At 26.6% G+C, this 20,692-nt stretch carries 15 protein-coding genes; 13 read left to right on the forward strand and 2 right to left on the reverse strand.

Annotated elements, in window-relative coordinates:
* Position 1 precedes the first annotated feature (1 nt).
* The 5 genes from purM to CJ192_RS00485 all read left to right on the forward strand — a co-directional run bounded on the left by purM (position 2) and on the right by CJ192_RS00485 (position 5,115).
* The gene (gene purM, locus CJ192_RS00465; protein WP_102197348.1) at positions 2–1,027 is read left to right on the forward strand and encodes a phosphoribosylformylglycinamidine cyclo-ligase; all 1,026 of its coding nucleotides are present in this window, start codon (positions 2–4) and stop codon (positions 1,025–1,027) included.
* Positions 999–1,625, forward strand: a complete 627-nt coding sequence (gene purN, locus CJ192_RS00470; protein WP_102197349.1) for a phosphoribosylglycinamide formyltransferase — start codon at positions 999–1,001, stop codon at positions 1,623–1,625. Before purM ends, purN begins: the two co-directional genes overlap by 29 nt.
* Positions 1,625–2,869: a phosphoribosylamine--glycine ligase gene (gene purD / locus CJ192_RS00475; protein WP_102197350.1), complete on the forward strand. Its 1,245-nt coding sequence runs from the start codon at positions 1,625–1,627 to the stop codon at positions 2,867–2,869. Before purN ends, purD begins: the two co-directional genes overlap by 1 nt.
* A 133-nt stretch (positions 2,870–3,002) precedes the next feature.
* On the forward strand, positions 3,003–3,854 hold the full coding sequence (locus CJ192_RS00480) for an SDR family oxidoreductase (protein ID WP_102197351.1): 852 nt from the start codon (positions 3,003–3,005) through the stop codon (positions 3,852–3,854).
* Complete coding sequence (locus tag CJ192_RS00485) at positions 3,844–5,115, forward strand: dicarboxylate/amino acid:cation symporter (protein WP_102197705.1); 1,272 nt, start codon at positions 3,844–3,846, stop codon at positions 5,113–5,115. The genes CJ192_RS00480 and CJ192_RS00485 overlap by 11 nt, the downstream gene beginning before the upstream one ends.
* 28 nt (positions 5,116–5,143) lie before the next feature.
* On the opposite strand, the gene CJ192_RS00490 is transcribed toward CJ192_RS00485, so the two are convergent.
* Positions 5,144–5,569 carry a Fur family transcriptional regulator gene (locus CJ192_RS00490; protein ID WP_102197352.1) on the reverse strand — a complete coding sequence of 142 codons (426 nt, stop codon included), beginning with the start codon at positions 5,567–5,569 and terminating at the stop codon, positions 5,144–5,146.
* Between the two features lie 93 nt (positions 5,570–5,662).
* On the opposite strand from CJ192_RS00490, the gene CJ192_RS00495 reads away from it, so the two are divergent.
* From CJ192_RS00495 to CJ192_RS00530, 8 genes are all read left to right on the forward strand, one after another.
* Positions 5,663–6,811 (forward strand): metal ABC transporter substrate-binding protein, encoded by a 1,149-nt coding sequence (locus tag CJ192_RS00495; protein ID WP_102197353.1) that lies wholly within the window; start codon positions 5,663–5,665, stop codon positions 6,809–6,811.
* Complete coding sequence (locus tag CJ192_RS00500) at positions 6,812–7,477, forward strand: metal ABC transporter ATP-binding protein (protein WP_102197354.1); 666 nt, start codon at positions 6,812–6,814, stop codon at positions 7,475–7,477. It begins immediately after the preceding gene.
* Positions 7,470–8,264, forward strand: coding sequence for a metal ABC transporter permease (locus CJ192_RS00505; RefSeq protein WP_102197355.1), 795 nt, complete (start codon positions 7,470–7,472; stop codon positions 8,262–8,264). Before CJ192_RS00500 ends, CJ192_RS00505 begins: the two co-directional genes overlap by 8 nt.
* A 73-nt stretch (positions 8,265–8,337) precedes the next feature.
* Entirely contained in the window at positions 8,338–9,057 is a 720-nt protein-coding gene (locus CJ192_RS00510) for a YaaA family protein (RefSeq protein ID WP_102197356.1), read from the forward strand.
* Complete coding sequence (locus CJ192_RS00515) at positions 9,057–10,151, forward strand: exonuclease SbcCD subunit D (RefSeq protein ID WP_102197357.1); 1,095 nt, start codon at positions 9,057–9,059, stop codon at positions 10,149–10,151. Before CJ192_RS00510 ends, CJ192_RS00515 begins: the two co-directional genes overlap by 1 nt.
* Positions 10,148–13,210 carry an AAA family ATPase gene (locus CJ192_RS00520; RefSeq protein WP_102197358.1) on the forward strand — a complete coding sequence of 1,021 codons (3,063 nt, stop codon included), beginning with the start codon at positions 10,148–10,150 and terminating at the stop codon, positions 13,208–13,210. The genes CJ192_RS00515 and CJ192_RS00520 overlap by 4 nt, the downstream gene beginning before the upstream one ends.
* Complete coding sequence (locus tag CJ192_RS00525) at positions 13,207–16,566, forward strand: PD-(D/E)XK nuclease family protein (protein ID WP_102197359.1); 3,360 nt, start codon at positions 13,207–13,209, stop codon at positions 16,564–16,566. The genes CJ192_RS00520 and CJ192_RS00525 overlap by 4 nt, the downstream gene beginning before the upstream one ends.
* Entirely contained in the window at positions 16,559–19,954 is a 3,396-nt protein-coding gene (locus CJ192_RS00530) for a UvrD-helicase domain-containing protein (RefSeq protein WP_146001763.1), read from the forward strand. Before CJ192_RS00525 ends, CJ192_RS00530 begins: the two co-directional genes overlap by 8 nt.
* Here the strand turns inward: CJ192_RS00530 and ymfI are convergent.
* Positions 19,935–20,663 (reverse strand): elongation factor P 5-aminopentanone reductase, encoded by a 729-nt coding sequence (ymfI, locus tag CJ192_RS00540; protein WP_102197706.1) that lies wholly within the window; start codon positions 20,661–20,663, stop codon positions 19,935–19,937. The two genes, CJ192_RS00530 and ymfI, sit on opposite strands and share 20 nt — an antisense overlap.
* Positions 20,664–20,692 lie beyond the last annotated feature (29 nt).

Genomic DNA, 20,692 nt, shown 5'->3' on the forward strand with positions numbered 1-20,692 from the left:
AATGTCAATAAATTATAAAGATGCTGGCGTTGATGTAGAAAATGGCCAAAAAGAAGTTGAATTAATTAAAAGTATTGTAGAAAAAACTCAATCAAAAAATGTTTTAAGTAAAATTGGAGGATTTTCAGGATTATTTAGCCTTGAAAATTTAGATGTTAAAAATCCAGTTTTAGTTTCAGGAACAGATGGGGTTGGAACAAAAGTAATGCTTGCACAAATGATGGATAAGCACGATACAATTGGAATTGATTGTGTTGCAATGTGTGTAAATGATATTTTGTGCCAAGGAGCAAGACCCTTATTTTTCCTCGACTACATTGCCTGTGGTAAACTTATTCCTGAAAAAATGGAAAAAATTGTCAAAGGCGTTGCTGACGGATGTCTTCAAGCAAAATCTTCTTTAATTGGTGGAGAAACTGCAGAAATGCCAGGACTTTATAAGGAAAATGACTACGATCTTGCAGGATTTTGTGTAGGAATAGTTGATAGGGATAAAATAATTACTGGTGAAAAAATAAAAAAAGGAGACTATATTTTTGGCCTAAAATCTTCAGGAATCCATTCAAATGGATATTCTCTTGTAAGAAAAATTGTCTTTGAAAAGGAAAAATTATCCTTAGATCAAAAAATTGAAGGACTGGAAACAAGTCTTGGTGAAGAACTTTTAAAGCCTACAAAAATTTATGTGAAAGAAATTTTAGCCTTACTTGATAAAATTGAAATAAATGGCCTAAGCCATATAACTGGTGGAGGATTTTATGAAAACATACCAAGAATGATTCCTGATGGACTTTGTGCAAAAATTGACCTTACAAATGTAGAAGCTCCAAAAATATTTTCACTTTTACAAAAGTGGGGAAATCTTAACAAAAAAGATATGTATGAAACTTTCAACATGGGCGTTGGCCTAGTATTTGCTGTTGATAAAAAATACGAAGAAGATGTAAGAACAATTATTGATGAAAATGAACTTTTAGACCTTGGAGAAGTTGTAGAAAATGATGAAAAACTCGACCTCAAATTTTAAAAATATTGCCATATTAATATCAGGATCTGGAACTAACCTCCAAGCCATAATTAACTCTTGTGAGAAAAAAGAAATAAATGGTCAAATTTCCATAGTGATTTCTAATAAACATGATGCATACGGACTTGAAAGAGCCAAAAAATCCTCTATAAAAACTATGGTTTGTACAGACAATAATTTACTAATTAATACATTAAAAAAAGAAAATATTGACCTTGTAGTTCTTGCAGGATATCTAAAAATTTTACCTCAATCAATAATTGACCAATATGAATCAAAGATTATTAATATCCACCCATCCCTCATACCTTCATTTTGTGGGATGGGATTTTATGGAAGAAGGGTTCATGAAAAAGTTTTTGAAAAAGGTGTAAAATTTACAGGAGCAACTACTCACTTTGTAACAAAAGATGCTGATGCTGGTCCTATAATTTATCAAGAGATTGTAAAAATTGACCAAGATGACACAATCGATGAAATTGCAAAAAATGTATTGGAAAAAGAACATGAAATTTTAAAAAAATCTGTAAGAGATTTTTGTGATGATTTGTTTTACATAAAAGATAATAAGGTTTTCGTAAAAAATAGGAGTCTTTGATGAAAGTTTTAATAATTGGAAATGGTGGAAGAGAACACGCTTTGGCATGGAAGATATCAAAATCAAAAAAAGTTGATCAAATATTTATGTCAAGGGGAAATGCAGGAACTAATAGTTTTTGTAAAAACATAGACATTGATCCTACAGATATAAAGTCTTTAGTAGATTTTTCTAAAAAAGAAAAAATTGACCTTACCATAGTGGGACCAGAAGATCCTTTGTGTATGGGAATTGTAGATGAATTTGAAAAAAATAATCTTAGAATTTTTGGACCAAATAAAGAATGTGCGAAATTTGAAAAATCAAAAAAATTCACCAAAAATTTCCTAGAAAAATATGAAATCCCAACAGCAAAATACAAGTCTTTTGAAGATTTTGACAAGGCTAAAAATTCTCTAAAAGAATTTTCCTATCCTTTAGTAATAAAGGCAGATGGACTTTGCCTTGGAAAAGGGGTTATAATTTGTGAAGATGAAAAAAAGGCCCTTGAAACTCTAGATGACATTTTTGTAAAAAAAATATTTGGTGATGAGGGAAAAACAGTAGTAATAGAAGAATTTTTAAAGGGAGAAGAAGCCTCACTTTTATGTTTAGTATCAAATAACAAACTATTCCCACTAGAGACTTGTAAAGATCACAAGCAAATTTATGATGGAAATAAGGGACCAAATACAGGTGGCGTTGGAACATACTCCCCAAGTAAATTTTCTAAAAAAACAGAGGAAAATATAGAAAAGATTTTAAAACAAATAGAAGATGGATTTAATGATTCGAAATTTTCCTATAATGGAATTTTATTTATTGGATTTATGATAGATAAGGACTTGCCTAAGGTCTTAGAATTCAATGTAAGATTTGGAGATCCAGAAACAGAAACTCTCATGCCAAGACTTGAAAGTGATCTTGTAGAAATAATCGAAAAAACTCTTGATAATACATTAAAAAAAGATGATATAAAATGGTCAGATGACTTTTCTCTTTGTGTAATTTTAGTTTCAGAAGGCTATCCTCTAAAATATGAAAAAGAAAAAGAAATAAAGGGATTTGATCAGGTAAAAGATTCTCTAATTTTTCACAATGGTACAAAGATAAAGGATGGAAAAATTTTGACAGATGGAGGAAGAGTTTTAACCATTAATGCTTGCGCAAAAGATTTAGAAACTGCAAGAAAAATTGCCTACAAAGATTGTGAAAAAATAAAATATGAAAATAAGTATTATAGAAAAGATATAGGATTAAATTAGCTAGTTTTACTAGCTTTTTTTATTTATTTCGTATGAAAGCTAGATATTGTGTAAATAAAAATGAAAAATAATTTGCAATATGTTATAATAATACATATTATTATTTTTTTTAACATTATAGAAAGGAAAATTTATGAGAATTAACACAATTTGGATTACAGGAGCCCATGGTAGACTTGGATCGACTCTTGTAAGATATTTAGATCCTTTGGAAGCTGAAATAATAGCTACAGATAAGGAAGAAGTTGATATTACAAATCAAGAAGAAGTAAATTTATTTGTAGATAGGAATAGGCCAAAAATAATTATAAATTGCTCAGGAATTACTGATAGGCTAAAATGTGAAAATGATCCTGATAAGGCATATTTATTAAATGCTTTAGGATCAAAAAATATTGCCATAGCCTCTAATAGAGTGAGGGCAAAACTTGTTCAATTATCTACAGCAGATGTTTTTGATGGTCAAACTATCCATCCATACAAGGAAATTGATAAGGCAAATCCAAACTCTGTTTATGGCAAAAGTAAATTTTTGGCAGAAGAATTTGTAAAAGATTTTGCTGATAGATATTTTATTGTAAGGGTATCAAGGCTTTATTCTAAGGAAAATAATTTGGTTGAATCAATTATAGACCAAGGTAAAAATGGACTTATAAAAGTACCAAAATCAAGATATGGGTCACCAACTTCAGCTTATGAACTTTCAAAATTTTTGATTTCTATTATGGATACAAATGCCTATGGTGTTTATCATGCATCCTGTGAAGGAACCTGTTCTTTTAGAGCCTTTGCACAAAAAATTGTAGACTTAACAAAACTAGATGCAAAAATAGAAGAAGTAAGAGATTCTGATAGGATAGATTTTGAACCAGCATTTAGGGGAATAGATAATTATTATTTAGATCTTTTGGGAAAAAACACTTTTTCAACTTGGGAAGATGCGCTAAAAGATTATCTGAGAAGGGAGTATGGTTATGACTGCTAAATCTCAAAGAAAAAGAGGATTAACATCCAAAATATTTATAGCCTTAATTTTGGGAATGGCTCTTGGGATTGTAATGCATTATTTTATACCACAAAGTCATATAAAAGATGATATTGTTATTGATGGAATTTTTTATATACTAGGACAAATGTTTATAAGGGCTATGCAAATGCTTGTAGTTCCACTTGTATTTTTTTCAATCGCAGATGGTTGTAGAAATATGGGAGATACAAAAACTTTAGGAAAAGTTGGAGTTCGAATAGTAGCTTTTTATTTGTTAACAACTTCTCTTGCAATAATAGTTGCATTATCTATAGCTTCTATTATCAATCCAGGTAAGGGAATGAATATGAAATTGGGATCAAATGAATTTAATATGGATACAGGAGAAAAAACTTCGATGAAAGATACCTTATTAAACATGATTCCAACAAACCCAATCGAGGCCTTGGCAAAGGGAGATATGTTACAAATAATAATTTTTGCAGTTATAGTTGGACTTTTAATTGCATCAATGGAAGATAGGCTAGAAACTTTAGGAAATATAATTACAGAAATGAATGATTTAATGATGAGTATGACCATGGCTGTTATGAAACTTGCCCCAATTGGTGTATTTTTCTTAATAGCAAGGACATTTTCTAGTTTAGGTTATGATGTAATTTTATCAATGCTTTCTTATATGCTTTCGGTTGTATTGGGACTTGCCTTCCAACTTTTAATAGTTTATATGCTATTGTTAACACTTTTTGTAAGGGTAAATCCATTTTCATTTTTGAAAAAATATTTCCCGGTTATGACTTTTGCATTTTCAACAGCATCATCAAATGCAACAGTTCCATTAAATATTCAAACCTTAGAAGAAATTGGAGTTGATAAGAAAATTTCTTCATTTACAATTCCTTTAGGAGCTACAATAAATATGGACGGAACAGCAATAATGCAAGGAGTCGCTGTAGTATTTATATCAAATGCTTATGGAATAAATTTAACTTTAAACGATTATATAACTGTAATCTTAACAGCAACAATAGCTTCGGTCGGAACAGCAGGAATTCCTTCAGTTGGTCTTGTAACCTTATCAATGGTTTTATCATCAGTAGGCCTTCCAGTAGAAGGAATTGCTATGATAATGGGAATAGATAGAATTTTAGATATGGCAAGAACTGCAATAAATACAACAGGAGATGCATCTGGAACAATGATAGTTGCAAATTCTGTAGGTTCATTTGATAAAGAAAAATTTAATAGAAGAGTTTAAAATAAAAAGTTGATAAAGGAATCCTTTATCAACTTTTTTTATATTTTTTTTGGCAGTCAGGACAAATTCCTGTAAATTCAAAACTGTGTCTCTTAATAACAAATCCTGTTTCTTTTTCAATTTTTTCTTCAACTTCATGAATCGGGCAATTTTCTAAAATAAATTTTTTATTACAAGACATGCAAGTTATAAAATGTTTGTGGTCATTTGTATTTAATTGAAAATAAGAAATACCATCAAGGTTTGTATTTTTTAAAAGAAGATCAACTTCTTCTAAGGTATTTAAATTTCTATAAATTGTAGAAAGATCTAGGTTTATCTTATCATCTTTTAATTTTTCTAAAATTTCCTCTGCAGAAATGGGATCTTTATTTTCTATTATTTTTTCTAAAATAATTCTTCTTTTTTCTGTTACTCTAATATTTTTACTTCTTAATAAATCAGCTGCTTTCAAAAAAATCACCTCTTTATTTATAATATCATATTGACAAAAAATAAAACAGTTATATAATACTTCTTGCAAATGATTCGCAATAAGGAGGAAAAAATGAAAAAGAAATTTTTAGCGATAGCTTTAGTTTTGGGTCTTTTTGTAACAGGATGTGCAAAAAATAACCAAACAAGTAACTCAAATGATTCAAACAGTTCAAATGAAACAAATCAAAGTGAAAAATCTACAAAAGAAACTATATATGCTTCTTTTTATCCAATTTATAATCTAACTAAACAAATAGCTGGAGATAAATTTAATGTAGAATCTTTTACAAATTTAAATACAGAAGTTCATGATTTTGAACCATCAGCAAAAGATATGGCAAAATTATCTGATGCTAAAGTTTTATTTTTAAATGGTGCAGGTCTTGAATCTTGGAAAGATAAGGTTGAAGATGCCTCAAAAGTAGAAATGGTTGATACATCTAAAGGAATTGATTTAATAAAAACTGAAGATGAAGAAGATCATGACCACGAAGATAGTGACCACCATGATCATGAAGGCTCACAAGAAGATAAAGATAGTAATCATCACGACCACGACGAAGACAAAGACGACCATGACCATGAAAGCATGGAAGATAGTGAAGATTCTGACCACCACGATCACGAAGATGCTGATCACCACGATCATGATCACGAAGATGAAGAAGAAGGACATCACCACCATCACCACCATGGTATGTATGATCCACACATTTGGTTAAGTCCAAAAAATGGAATTATTCAAGCAAAAAATATTGCTGACAAACTTTCAGAAATAGACCCAGAAAATAAAGATTATTATATGGGAAATTTTGAAAAAATTAAAAAAGAACTTGAAGAAATTGATAAAACTTATGGAGAAAAATTAAAAAATAAAGAAAATAAAAAATTCTTAGTAGATCATGAAGCATTTTCATATCTTGCTCGTGATTATGGTTTAAGTCAAATTCCACTTACTTCAATAACTTCAACAAGTGAAACTGATGCAAAAACAATGAAAGATTCTATTGACTATGTTAAAAAAGAAAAGATCTCAGCACTTTTCTATGAAAAAGGTGGTTCTGATAAAAATGTTAAGACCTTAGCAAATGAATTATCACTTGACGCAAAGGCTATAAATACTATAGAATATGCAAGTGATGATGATTTGAAAGCTAATAAAACTTATCAAGAAATGATAAAAGAAAACTTAGGATTAATGGAAAGTAGTTTAAAATAGATGAAGGATATAGAAGTTAAAGATTTAGTCTTTTCTTACGGCAAGGATGATATATTAAAAAATATAAGTTTTGATTTAGATAGGGGAGATTTTTTGACAATCCAGGGTGAAAATGGCTCTGGAAAGTCTACCCTTATTAAATTAATTTTAAAAGATTTGAAGAAAAAATCAGGTCAAATAAAATTATTTGGAAAAGACATTGAAGATTTTGATGATTATTCTAAAATTGGATATGTACCCCAAGTTAATGATGCAAACAAGGTTGCCTTTCCGGTTACAGGAAGGGAATTTGTCGTTTTAAATTTGTATAAAAAATTTAATATTTTTAATAGGCCAACAAAAAAATGTTATAAAAAAGTTTATGAGATTTTTGAAATATTAAATATAGAAAATCTTTTAAATATTCCCTTTAATCAACTTTCAGGAGGTCAAGCTCAAAAGGTTATGATTGCAAGGGCAATGGTTAATGATCCTGATCTTCTTATTTTAGATGAGCCTACCGTTGGTGTTGATGAAAATTCGAAAAGAGACTTTCTTAAACTTCTAGCCCACTTAAATGATGAACATAAAATTTCAATTTTAATGATTTCTCATGAGATGGATATTGTAAGAGAATTTTCAAAAAGTCAGATTAGAATTAAAAATGGAAGGATAGTAGATGCTTAGTTATGAATTTATGCAAAGGGCTCTTTTGGTAGGGCTTATGCTTTCTATAATAATTCCTATGATTGGAATTGTTATGGTAAATAGGAGAACATCTATGATAGGAGATGCCCTATCACACACAGCCCTTTCTGGGGTGGCTCTTGGACTTATTATAGGAATAAATCCTGTTTTTTCATCAATAATAATTTGTATTATTGCAGGTTTTGCTATAGAAATAATTAGGAAGAAATTCAAAAATTTTGGAGATATGGCTACGGCTATAATAATGAGTCTAGGAATTGGACTAGCTGCTATTATGTCAGATTTTACCCCTGGTGGAACAAGTTTTGAATCATTTTTATTTGGTTCGATTACTAGTGTTACAAAAACTGACCTTATTGTAGTAAGTGTGATTTTTATTTTTGTCTTATTTTTTAGCCTTTATCTTTACTATCCTCTCCTATATAATTCAATTTCTCCATTAATGGCAAATTTGGCAGGGATTAATTCAAAATTAGTTTCAAATATTTTTACATTTTTGACAGCTGTTACAATTGGAATTTCTACAAAAACTGTTGGGGCTTTGATGATTTCATCTCTTATGGTCCTACCTGTGGCAAGTTCCCTTTTAATTTCAAAATCTTATAGAGAAACTTTTATAAAATCCATTATTATAGCAATAATTTATATGATGGCAGGAATTAGCGCAAGTTTTTATTTGGGAATAAAACCAGGTGGCGCTATAGTAGTTATTGCTGTTATTGGGATGATAATTTCATTAATAATTCAAAAAATTTTAAAAAGATAGGTTCGCCTGTCTTTTTTTTGTGAAAATTTTCTATGATATAATTAATTAAGAATTAAAAATAGAAAGGTTTGATATGAAAATAATAATTTCACCTGCAAAAAGGTTTAAACATTTTGAAAATGAAAAAACAGAAGGACTTTTATTTGAAGAAGAAACAAAAGAATTGGTAGAAAAATTTAGAAGTTTTTCTATAAATGATTTGGCAAATATGTTTTTTTGTAATGATGATTTAGCAATTAAGGCCTATTATGATTACAAAGATTTTGATTTTAATAATTTAAAAAATCCTGCATTATTTTCCTATGATGGGCTTGTTTTTAAACAATTTAAAAAGGAAGATTTTAATGATTTGGCTTATTTAAATGACCATGTTTATATAATTTCTGCCCTTTATGGTCTTTGTAAGCCTTTTACAGGTATATCTGATTATAGGTTATATATGGATTCAAAAGGAATTGATATGCCTGGATTTTGGGCTAATAAAATTTATGAAAAAGCCTTTGAGGATGAAGATTTTATTATAAATTTGGCAAGTGAAGAATATGCAAAACTATTAAAAAAATATTTAAAAAAAGATCAAAAATTATTAACCTTAACATTCAAGGAAGATAGGAATGGAAAAATAAGGTCAATTGTTTCCTATACCAAACAAATGCGAGGAAGGATGCTTAAATATTTGATAAACAATAAAATAAAAGACCCGGAAGAAATTAAAAAAATAAGCCTCTGTGATTATATTTATGACCCATATAATTCAACTAAAGATGAATTTGTTTTTGTGAGGAAGTCTTGATGAAATTATTGCACTTATCAGACCTCCACATAGGAAAAAATATAGGATCATATTCACTTCTTGAAGATCAAAAATATTGTCTAAGCCAAATTTTAGAAATTATAAAAAATGAAAATATTGATATAGTAATTATTGCTGGAGATATTTTTGATACCTCTATTCCAAATAGCGAGTCTATGAAAGTATATTTTGACTTTGTTGATAAGATTATTTTTGATTTGAAGAAAAAAATTATAGCAATTTCTGGAAACCATGATTCAGGAAAAAGACTTGAAATTTCAAAAAGCTTTTTTGAAAAAAATTCTTATTATATTTTTGGGAATTCTTATGATAAATCTTTAAGATTTGAAGATGAATTTGGAATGGTTAATTTTTATCCAATACCTTACATTTCCCTAGCCAGGGCAAAAAATGAAATTGATCCAAATATAGAAAATTTTACAGATTTATATAGGATTCTACTTAAAGATATTAATTATAATGATAGAAATGTTTTAATAAGTCATTGTTATGCAAATGAAAAAGCATTCGAAGATGAGGAAATTGAGGGAGAAAAGCCTCTAACAATTGGGGGAAATGATGCTATGGATGCAAATTTATTTAAAAATTTTGACTATGTAGCTCTTGGCCATCTTCACAGAAAACATTTTGTAATTGATGAAAAAATTAGGTATTGTGGGACTTTCATGAAGTATTCATTTTCAGAAGTAAGGCAAAAAAAATCAGTTACTGTGGTGGATTTAAAAGACCAAATATCTATAAAAGAAATAGAGATAAGACCCTTAAATGATTTTTGTCAAATTGAAGATTATTTTGAAAATATTTTAAAAATGAAAAATTCAAATGACTTTATAGAATTTATTTTGAAAGATGATCATCCTATAGATTCACCTATGGTAAAATTAAAAATCAAATTTCCCCATGCTGTCTCTATAAGATATAAAAACACCATTGATTTGGAAGGTTATGATGATATAGAAATTGATCTTGAAAGTTTATCTACTATGGAAATTTTCCAAAAATTTTATAAGTTTAAAATGGATGAGAATATGAGTGAAAAAGACAAGGAAATTTTTAAAAAGGTGATTCAATGAAACCAATAAGTCTTGAAATGTATGGCTTTATGACCTATAAAAATAAAACTTTTATAGATTTTACAAAACTTTATGATTCTAAAATTTTTATAATTTCTGGAGATACAGGCAGTGGGAAAACTTCAATTTTTGATGCTATAAGTTTTGCTCTTTTTGGTGAGATTCAAAGAGAAGGTTTTATTATAGATGATTTAAGAAGTGATTTTTTAAATGGAAATAATCCACCTACATATGTGGATTTTATTTTTGATCTTGATGGTAAAAAATATAGGATAAAAAGAATTCCGAAACAAAGGGCGAAAAAAACAAGAGCCAATGTGCAAGTAGGCCATAGTGTTGAATTTTATAAGTATGAAAAAGATAAAGAAATTTTAATATCTGATGGGCCACAAAAAACTGATAAGAAGATAATTGATTTGATTGGTCTAAATTTCGACCAGTTAAATAGGGTCATGATTTTAGCTCAAGGTGAGTTTTCAAAATTTTTAAAATCAAGCTCTGATGAAAAAGCTAGTCTTTTATCTAAAATTTTTTCATCTTATATTTATAAAGACATTGAAGAAAAATTAAAGGAAGCTAGCAAAGATTCTAAGAAAAAATTAGAATTTATTGCAAATAAATTAAAAACAGAAGTTAAGAAAAATGACTTATTGGATGAAAATATTGATGATGAAATAATTGAATTAAAGGATTTTTCTAAAATTGAAAAAGTTATAGAAGATTTATCTAATGATTTAGAAAAAGAATTTGATGAAAAGAACAAAGAAAAAAATTCCTTATCAAAAATCTTAGATGATAAAAATTCAAAGCTAAGTTTTTATGAAAAAGAAAATGAACAAATTAGATTATTTGAGACTTTAAACTTAGAAAGAAAAGAGATTTTAAGTAAAAAAGATTACTATGAAAATTTAAAAAATGAATTAGATTTTTCACAAAAGGCTATCCTAATTAAGCCCTATTATGAAAATCTAAGTGATAATAAGAAAAATTATAATGATTTAGAGAAAAAATATTATGATGAAAAAGATAAACTTAAAATTATTGAGAAAAACCTTAAAGATTTAAGGGGAAAATTAGGAAATATTGAAGAAATAGAAAAAATAATTGATCAAAAAAAAGAGAATATAGTAAAAAATGATCAAATAATGAAAAAATTCAATGAACTTCTTTCTATAGAAAAAGAATTGGAAAAAAATATACAAAATATAGAACTTTCTAAAAAATACAAGGAAAAAATAGAAGGACTTTTAGAAGAAAAAGACAAAACAAGTGATAATATAAGAGCCTTATCAGATAAACTTCTTGATATTTCAAAAGACCTTGAAAAAATAAATGACCAAGGTCATAAAATAAAAGATGAGCTTAGGGAATACCAAAGTCTTTTTGAAAAATCTTTGGAAAATGATAAGAAAATAAAAGATCTAGAAAAATTAGAAAAAGAACTTTTAAAAGCAGAGTCTGATTTTAAAAATATAGGAGAAAAATTAAAATTAGCAGAAGAGTCCAAAAAATCTATCCTAATTAATGAATTTAGAAAAGATTTAGAAAAAAATGGAATTTGTCCAATTTGTGGGTCTATTTATGATAAAAAAATAGAATTTTTAGAAGTAGGCGATTTTGATTTAGAAAAAATAAGGCAAGATTTCGTGGATTTAAAGATTAAGCTTAAATATTTAGATGAAAAAAAATCTGATTTAAAAAATTCAATTGATAATAAGTTAAAAAATCCTAAAGTTTATGAAGAAAGTTTAAATGAATATAAAAAATCTTATCAAGATCTTAGAAATTTATACAAAAAAAACCTCAGCTTGTCTGATGAGAAAAATAAAAATAAGAAGAAGCTTGATCAAAAGACAAATTTAATAGAGTCTGAGATAAAAGAATTAAAAAATAAGCTAAGTAAGTTTAAAAATCTAGATGATATAAGTGATCTTCAAAATAAATATAAGGTAAAAAAAGAAGAACTTGATATTTTTGATAAAAATGAAATTGAAAAAAGCTTAGAAAAAGATAGGCTCTATGTAATTGAAGAAGAAAAAAGAATAAAAATTTTAAATGAAAAAATTAAAGATTTGGAAAATAAAAGGTCATCATCCTCTTCTTTAATTTTAAACTATGAGTCTGATTTAAAAATTTCTAAGGAAAAAATCATAAAAGAAAGTCAAATTTTTGATGAAAAAGTAAAGGAAAATTTCAAAGATGTAGGTGAATTTTTAAAATATTTAGATCTTTCAGATAGTCTGATAGGTCAAAAAGAAAAAATACACATATATTTTGAAAAATTAAATAATATTTCTATAAGAATACAAGGTCTAAGGGAATATGAAAATATTGAGTACTACCAAACTGATAGAATAAAAGAGGATATAGAAAATTTAAAGGAAAAAATTGAAAAAACAAATGATTTTTTATTTTCAATAAGGTTAAAAGTAGAAAAATTATCTGAAAGTAAAAAAGAAATCAATAAGATAAAAATTTCTTTGGATAAGTCAAAAAATGATGATGAAATCTTATATAAACTTGCCAAAGTTTGTGATGGATCCCTGTCTAAAGTTTCTGGAAGGGAAAAAATCAATTTTGAAACTTTTGTCCTTTCTTATTATTTTAATAAAATTTTAACCTATGCAAATCTTAGGTTAAGGGATATGAGTGATGGACAATTTAAAATGTTAAGAAAAAAAGAAACAAGTGATAAGAGAAAAAATAATGGTCTGGATATAGAGATTTTGGATTATAATACTGGAAAAATTAGAAGTGAAGCTTCACTTTCCGGTGGTGAAACTTTTATTGCTTCTTTGGCTCTTGCCCTAGGCCTTTCAGACGAAATAAGTGGGGAAAATGGTGGAATAAAAATCGATACACTTTTTATAGATGAAGGTTTTGGGTCCTTGTCAGATGATTGTTTAGAAAAAGCAATTAGGACCATAGAAAAATTATCCTATGATAATAAATTTATCGGCTTAATTTCTCACGTAAAAGAATTGAAAAATGCAATTGATGCAAAAATTGAAGTTAAATATTCAAAAACGGAAGGCTCAAGTTTGAAGGTGGTTGTATGATAAAAGTTATAATGAGTAAATTTCCTGAGGAAAATTCCCTCTATATTTATAAGGATATAGAAAAAAAATTAGAAAAAAAGGAAAAATCTTTCCTAATAGTTCCTGAGCAATATACCCTGGAAAGTGATATGGATTTTATTGATTCTATAAAATATAAGTCTGTTATGGATGCAAAAGTTTTATCTTTTTCATCATTAATTTCCTATATATCTCAAAGATTATCTTTAAAAAAACATGAAAATTTAAATCAAGTATCTAAGGCAATTTTATTAACAAGTGTTTTAGATGAGATTGATGATAAACTAAAATTGTTTTCCAATAAGGCATCAGATATAGATTTTGTTACTAGTCTTTCAGATTTTATTTCAAATATAAAGGAATATTATTTTGACATTGATTTTTTTGATCAAATAGAAAATAATGAAAATCTTGATACCATGACCAAGCTTAAATTTAAAGAAATAAAAATAATTTATGATTCTTATGTAAAAAAATTAGAAAATTCTTATATTGATAGCGAGGATGAACTTAGTATTATCAAGGATAATATTAAATATTGTGATTTTTTGAAAAATGTAAATTTTTACTTTGATAAATTTGATCTCTTGTCAGATTTAAAATTAGATTTTATAAGAGAGCTTATAAAAATAGGCGCAAAAATTACTGTATCAATTTCTCTTGATTCAAAATATTACCAAAATCACTTTTCAAATGACATGGAAATTTTTGACCAATCTATGAGATTTGTTGAAAGTATAAAAAGTTTGGATAAAATTCAAATAATAAATGTAGAAAAAGAATCTGATATTTTAGATATTAACCATCTTTATGAAAATTTTGAAAAATATAATCCAGAAAAGTTTTGGGATAAGACTTCTAATATAAAAATTGTTGAATCAATTTCATCTACTAATGAAATTGAAAATATGGCCTTGATGATAGAAAGATTAATTAGAAAAGGATATTTATATTCAGATATTTCTATAGTTATAGCAAATGAGGATGAGTATGAAAATTTGATTAGAAGAATTTTTTCTAGGATGAATATCCCTATTTTTATAGATAAGTCACAAAAAATGACTGATAACCATGTTATAAAAACTTGGCTTTCTTTAATTAGGCTAGTAGTTTTTAATTTTAGAAAAACTGACCTTGAGGCCTTTATTAGGTCAGATTTAATAGATTTTGGAGAAAATTCTCTAGAAAGAGTTTTGGTCTTTCAAAATTATATGAATACCAGAAAAATTAAGGGGTCAATGATTTTTGATGATAAATATTTTACTCTAGATGAAAATTTTTATAAGGGTCAAATCAAAGAAGAAAAAAAAGAAGAATTAGCTAAGGTTAATTCAATTCGAAAAATTATTTTAGATTTGACAAATGACCTTTATGAAATATCAAATAAAAATATAAGTGCAAGTGATATTGTAAAGAAGATTTTTAATCTTATCGATAATGAAAGGATAAAATCTGGTTTTAATCATTATCAAGAATATATAAAAGAAAATAAAATTGAAATTTATGAAGAAAATAAGCAAATTTGGGATAAATTTATAACAATTCTTGAACAAATTGTATCGATAATGAAAGATAGCAAGGCCAATCTTAGAAAAATTTATAAATTAATTCAAAAGGCATGTGAGGCGACTACTATTGGTTTGATTCCACCAGCAATTGACCAAGTTTTAATTGGAGATTTTTCAAGAGATAGGATAAATGATAGGAAGATAAAAATTTTTGTAGGGATGACTGATATTTATTTTCCAGAAAATAATAATTCTGATATGCTGATTTCAGAAAACGAAAAAACTTCCCTAGAAAAAGAAGGCTTTGACCTTAAAATTTATAAGGCTAAAAAGAATGATAAGATTCTTTTAAATATTTTAAGAATGTTTACCTCATCTCAAAAAATTATTTTCTCATATTCCCTAATAAATAAAAATAATGATCCTATGAATAAATCTACAAGCATTTCTGATATTATAAATATTTTTCCAAATATAAGTTATCAAAAAATTTCAACAGGAAAATTTGATCTTGTAAAATATTCAAAAGATCTTTTGGATATGAAGGCTTACCAAATTTTGTGGGATATAAAAGAAAAGAAGAAGGTAAGCGAGATAGAAAAAGAATTTGTAAAAGCTTATCTTCAATTTAAAAAAGATTTTTCAAAAAATTTCGAATTTAATATTTCCAAAAATTCTTCCTATGATTTGTTTATAAAAGGATTTACCTACTCTAACCAAAAAGATTCACTAGATAGTGAAATTTCTAAAAAGCTTTACAATAAAAATAGGTTTTCTGTTTCAGAAATAGAGTCATATGCAAGATGTCCTTACAAATACTTTATCAATTATGGATTAAGGGCCCAAAAAAATAAAAATTTAGATGTAGATATGATGGAAATTGGAAATATTGTCCACTATAATATGGAAAATATTTCAAAAGATTTAAGGGGCATAGATATAAAAAATCTTGATGATAAGAAATTAGAAAGTCTAGTAAAAGAAAATTTTGAAAAAGCTATTGAAAATTCTTTAGAAAAAATGAGGGCAAATGATAACAAAAATAAATTTATCTTATCAAATGTTTATGGATCTACACAAAAATCTACAAAGAAAGTTTTAGACCAAATAAAAAAGGGAAAATTTCAAATTGATGGAGTTGAGGAAAAATATGGTAAGGGTCAAAAATATCCTGAAGTGTATGTTGACGATCATAATTATCTAGAAGGAAGAATTGATAGGATAGATAGGTTTGAGGATTTTGTAAGAATAATTGATTATAAGACAGGAAGTACTGAAATAAATATTAAATATGTTTTTAATGGAATTCAACTCCAACTTTTTGTCTATATGCTTTCGGTTAAAGAAAAAAAATCAGAAAATCTCTCACCAGTAGCAAGTTTTTATTTGCCCCTTAAAGATGAGGTTCAAAAAATTGATGATCCTGTTACGAAAAAAACAATTCTTGATATTTATAATAAAAAGACAAAAATGAATGGCCTTATTATAAAAATTAATGAGGAAGTTTTAAAGCTTTTAGATGAGGATTTTGATGGGAAAAAATCTGATATTTTTAAAATATCTAGAGGAAAGGTAAATATATTTACACCGGAAGAGGAAGAAATTTTGGAAAAATTTATAAAAAAATTAATTTCAAATTATATATGCCAAATTAAAGATGGAAATATAAAATTAAATCCTCTAAGAGAAAATCAAAATACTTATGAATGTAAAAATTGTGAATTTAAATCAATTTGTAAATTTGATTATACAATCGATCAAGATAAATTTAGGGATATAAATAAAGATATTTCCTTAGCTAAGATAAAAAAGGAGCTATCAGATGAGTAAATTTAAGCCAACTGATGATCAGAAAAAAGCAATTGAAATTAGAGATAAAAATATAATAGTTTCTGCAGCAGCAGGTAGTGGAAAAACCAGGGTTTTGGTAGATAGGGTAGTATCCTTGATGATTGAGGAAAAAATTCCTATAAAAAATATGATAATTGTAACTTTTACTAACAAGGCTTCTGTTGAGATGAAAGATAGGATTAGGGAAAAATTATCTGAGCTTTTGGATGATGAAAAAATTGATAGTTCTTTTGTTAAAAAACAAATAAAAGCTATAAATGATGCCTTTATAAAAACTCTCCACTCTTTTTGTGCTGATATGCTTAGAGAAAATTTTTACTTGTCTGATAATCTTTCACCATCTTTTAAAATTGCTGCTGATTCTAAACAAGCTCTACTTAGAAAAGATGCCATAGATGAACTTTTTGAAAATGAATATGAAAAAAATGACCAAGAATTTATTGATTTTTTGCATAATTTTGCCAAGGAGAAAGATGATAAGGATGCAAAAGAAATTGTATTGGACTTATATGATTTTTCAAAAAGCCAAGTAGATCCTGAAAATTGGATAAAATATCACACAAGTAATAAATTCGATTTTTCTGAATTTAAAAAAATTATTGAGAAAAAAGTAGATGATATAATAAAAAATGCTGAAGAATTGAAAGTATTTATAGAAGAAAAGTCAATGCGTAAAGAATTTATCAAAATGATGGATGAGGACCTTTCTTATTTTTATAATCTAAAAAAATCTGTAATAGAAGATGATTGGGACGAAAGCCTTGAAAAATTTGACTATAATCTTAAAGCAAAAACAAGATTTAATAAGAAAAAAGATGATCCTAATGAAGATTTATTTGTAAAAACAAAAAGAAACTATTACAAGGACCAATTTACAGAATTAAAAAATATAGTTGTAAATACAGATTCCATAACCAAGGCATTTTTTGATCCAAAAGAAGAAGAGGTTTTAGCTGAGCTTAGAAATTTAGTTTTTGAATTTGAAAAAATTTATAAGAACAAAAAAAGAGAAGAAAATTATTTGGATTTTTCTGATATGGAACATGAATTTATAAAATTATTAGATTATGAATCCTTGATTGAAAAATTACAAAAACAATTTAAATATATTTTCTTCGATGAATACCAAGATTCCAATGATATACAAAATTATATAGTTGATAAGCTAAAAAATAAAAATAATTTATTTTTTGTAGGGGATGTAAAACAATCAATTTATGGCTTTAGAAATGCTAGACCTGAACTATTTTTGGAAAAATTAGAATCTTATGAAAAAGATTCGGACTCTGTAAGGATAAATTTATCTAAAAATTTTAGGACTGACAAGGATTTGATTGATTTTAATAACTATATTTTTGATAGGCTAATGACTAAAAAAAATTCTGACATTTCCTACAAGGACGATAATCATAGGCTAAATTATCACTTTGAATTTGATGAAAAATATCCCAAAGTTTCAATTAAGGCTTTAAATTCAAGTATTAATGAAGAAGAATATTTAATAAAAGAAATTGATGATTTAATAAATTCAGGTATGTCCTATAAAGACATAGCAATTTTATTAAGGTCATCTTCAAAGGCATATTTAATAGAAAATGAATTAAAAAAGGCAGGCATACCTTTTTCATCTGATATTTCAAAAATTTCTTTTGAAACTGTAGAAGTTGATTTTTTCATAAATATTTTAAAATATATAGCAAATCCAAAAGATGATTTTACCTTATTATCTGTTTTAAGAAGTGAAATTTTTAATTTTTCTGAAGATGAACTTTCATTAATTAGCCTTTCTTCTGATAAAAAATATTTTTATGAAAAGTTTTCCCTTTATGAAGAAAATTTTGATGATGAATTAAGTCAAAAAATATCAGACTTTAATACAAGTTTTGCAGATTTTTCTTATATTTTAAATTTTTCTAATATGTATGATTTTGCAAATATTATTTTTGAAAAATCTGGATACTATGATTTTCTAAAGGCTAGGGATAGGGGATATGAAAGAGTTCAAAATATAGAAGCTTTTATAGAACTTATGGATGACTATGATAAAAATAATGAAAATTCCTTGTTTGGATTTTTAACTTATATAGATAATTTGAAAAATCAAAATAAAGATAATCTAAAAGCATCAAGAAATTTATCTGATGAAGAAGATTTGGTAAGAATTATGACCATCCACAAGTCAAAGGGCTTGGAATTTAAGGCAGTAATTTTGCCAGAGGCTTCAAAAGGATTTAATACCAGAGGTAAGAGTAAGGATATGCTTTTGGATAAGGATTTGGGTATAGGAATAAATATTTCTGATTGGGATAATAAAATAAAAATTTCATCAATAAAAAGAGATTTAATCTTAGAAAAATTAAATTTAAATGATAAAAAAGAAGAGATGAGAGTCCTATATGTTGCCCTAACCCGTGCAGAGAGAAAATTATCAATTATAGGTCAAAAAGATTTAAATGAAAAAGGCATTGATAAAATTATTAGCTCAGATTCAATACTCGATTTATCTTCCTACATGGATTGGATTTTAAAAATCCTCTTAGAGGATAAAATTATGGCTGACTTTGTAGATTTGGATTATAAGACTGATAATTTTAAAAATGGTGCAGTAAAAATTGATTATATTGAGGAATTCAAGGCAAATACAGAACTTGATTTTACTGATGTAAAAGATATGCTCCATGGAAAAAATTATGATGAGAAAATTTATAAAAATATTAAAGATATTTTTTCTTATTCATATGAAAATTTGGAAAATACAAATAAATCTTTAAAAAAATCTGTAACAGAAATTGCTAAAAATTATGATTTATCAAATAATGGCTACGAAAAATCTAGCTTTGATGATGTGGAAATTTCCCATGATTTTAGAAGGCCAAATTTTGATCAAATAAGTCTTTCACCAACACAAAAAGGTACTCTTATCCATAAAATTTTTCAAGAGCTTGAATTTAAAGAATATGATTTAGATTCCTTGAAAAAAGAAATTGATAAGCTTATTGATTTAGGAAAAATAAAAAAAGAATATATATCCTACTTAAATTTTGAAAATATTTTGGGATTTTTTAATTCAAAAATAATTAAGGACATAAAAGAAAAATCGCCTCTTATAAGAAAAGAGGAGTCATTTTTAAGAAAAATAGATAATTTTTATGTAAATGGTCAAATTGATATAATGTTTGAATTTGAAGATCATATAATTTTAATGGATTTTAAAACAGATTCATATAAGAGAGAAGGATTTTACGATAAACAATTAGAAATTTACAAGGACTCCATAGAAGAAGCCCTTGGTAAAAAAGTTTCAAAATCATATATTTATTGGTACAATTTTAAAGAATTTGAACAAGTTAATAAAAACCACCATTAATATCAAAAATTGATCCTGTAATATAAGATCCCTTCTCAGATATTAAAAACTCAACAAGATTTGCAATTTCTTCGGATTTTGCAAATCTTTTTTCAATTAAATCTTCTTTTAAATCCCTTTTGTCATCATCAGATAAATCAAATTCAGTCATATCTGTATCTACAATTCCAGGAGAAATTGCATTTACCCTAATATTAGATGGTAAGAGCTCTTTTGAAAGGGCTTTTGTAAAAGAATTAATTCCACCCTTACTCGCAGAATAGGCAACTTCAAAACTTGCTCCAAAGTTTCCCCAAATAGATGACATATTTATTATTACTCCAGATTTTTGACTTACCATATTTGGAATTGCTCTTTTTGAAGTTAGAAATATTGATGATAAATTTGTATTTATGATCTCATTCCAAGAAGAAAAATCCATATCTTGTAAAAGCCCAAAATATGAAATTCCTGCATTATTAATTAAAATATCTACATGAGAAAAATTTTTTTCAGCAAGGTCAAATAAATTATTCACATCTTCTTCATTTTTCACATCACATTTTACAGCAATTACATTTGGATTTTCTTTTCTTAAGTCACCTAATAAATTTAAAGCCTTATCCTTATTTTTATTATAGGTTAAAACCAAATTATAGGATTTATTTAATTTTTTTGCTATGGCCTCACCAATGCCTCTTGATGAGCCTGTTATTAATACAGTTTTCATAGGATGATTATAACATAAATTTAGGGGTA

The sequence above is a fragment of the Anaerococcus hydrogenalis genome, from assembly GCF_002871895.1.
Lineage (GTDB): Bacteria > Bacillota > Clostridia > Tissierellales > Peptoniphilaceae > Anaerococcus > Anaerococcus hydrogenalis.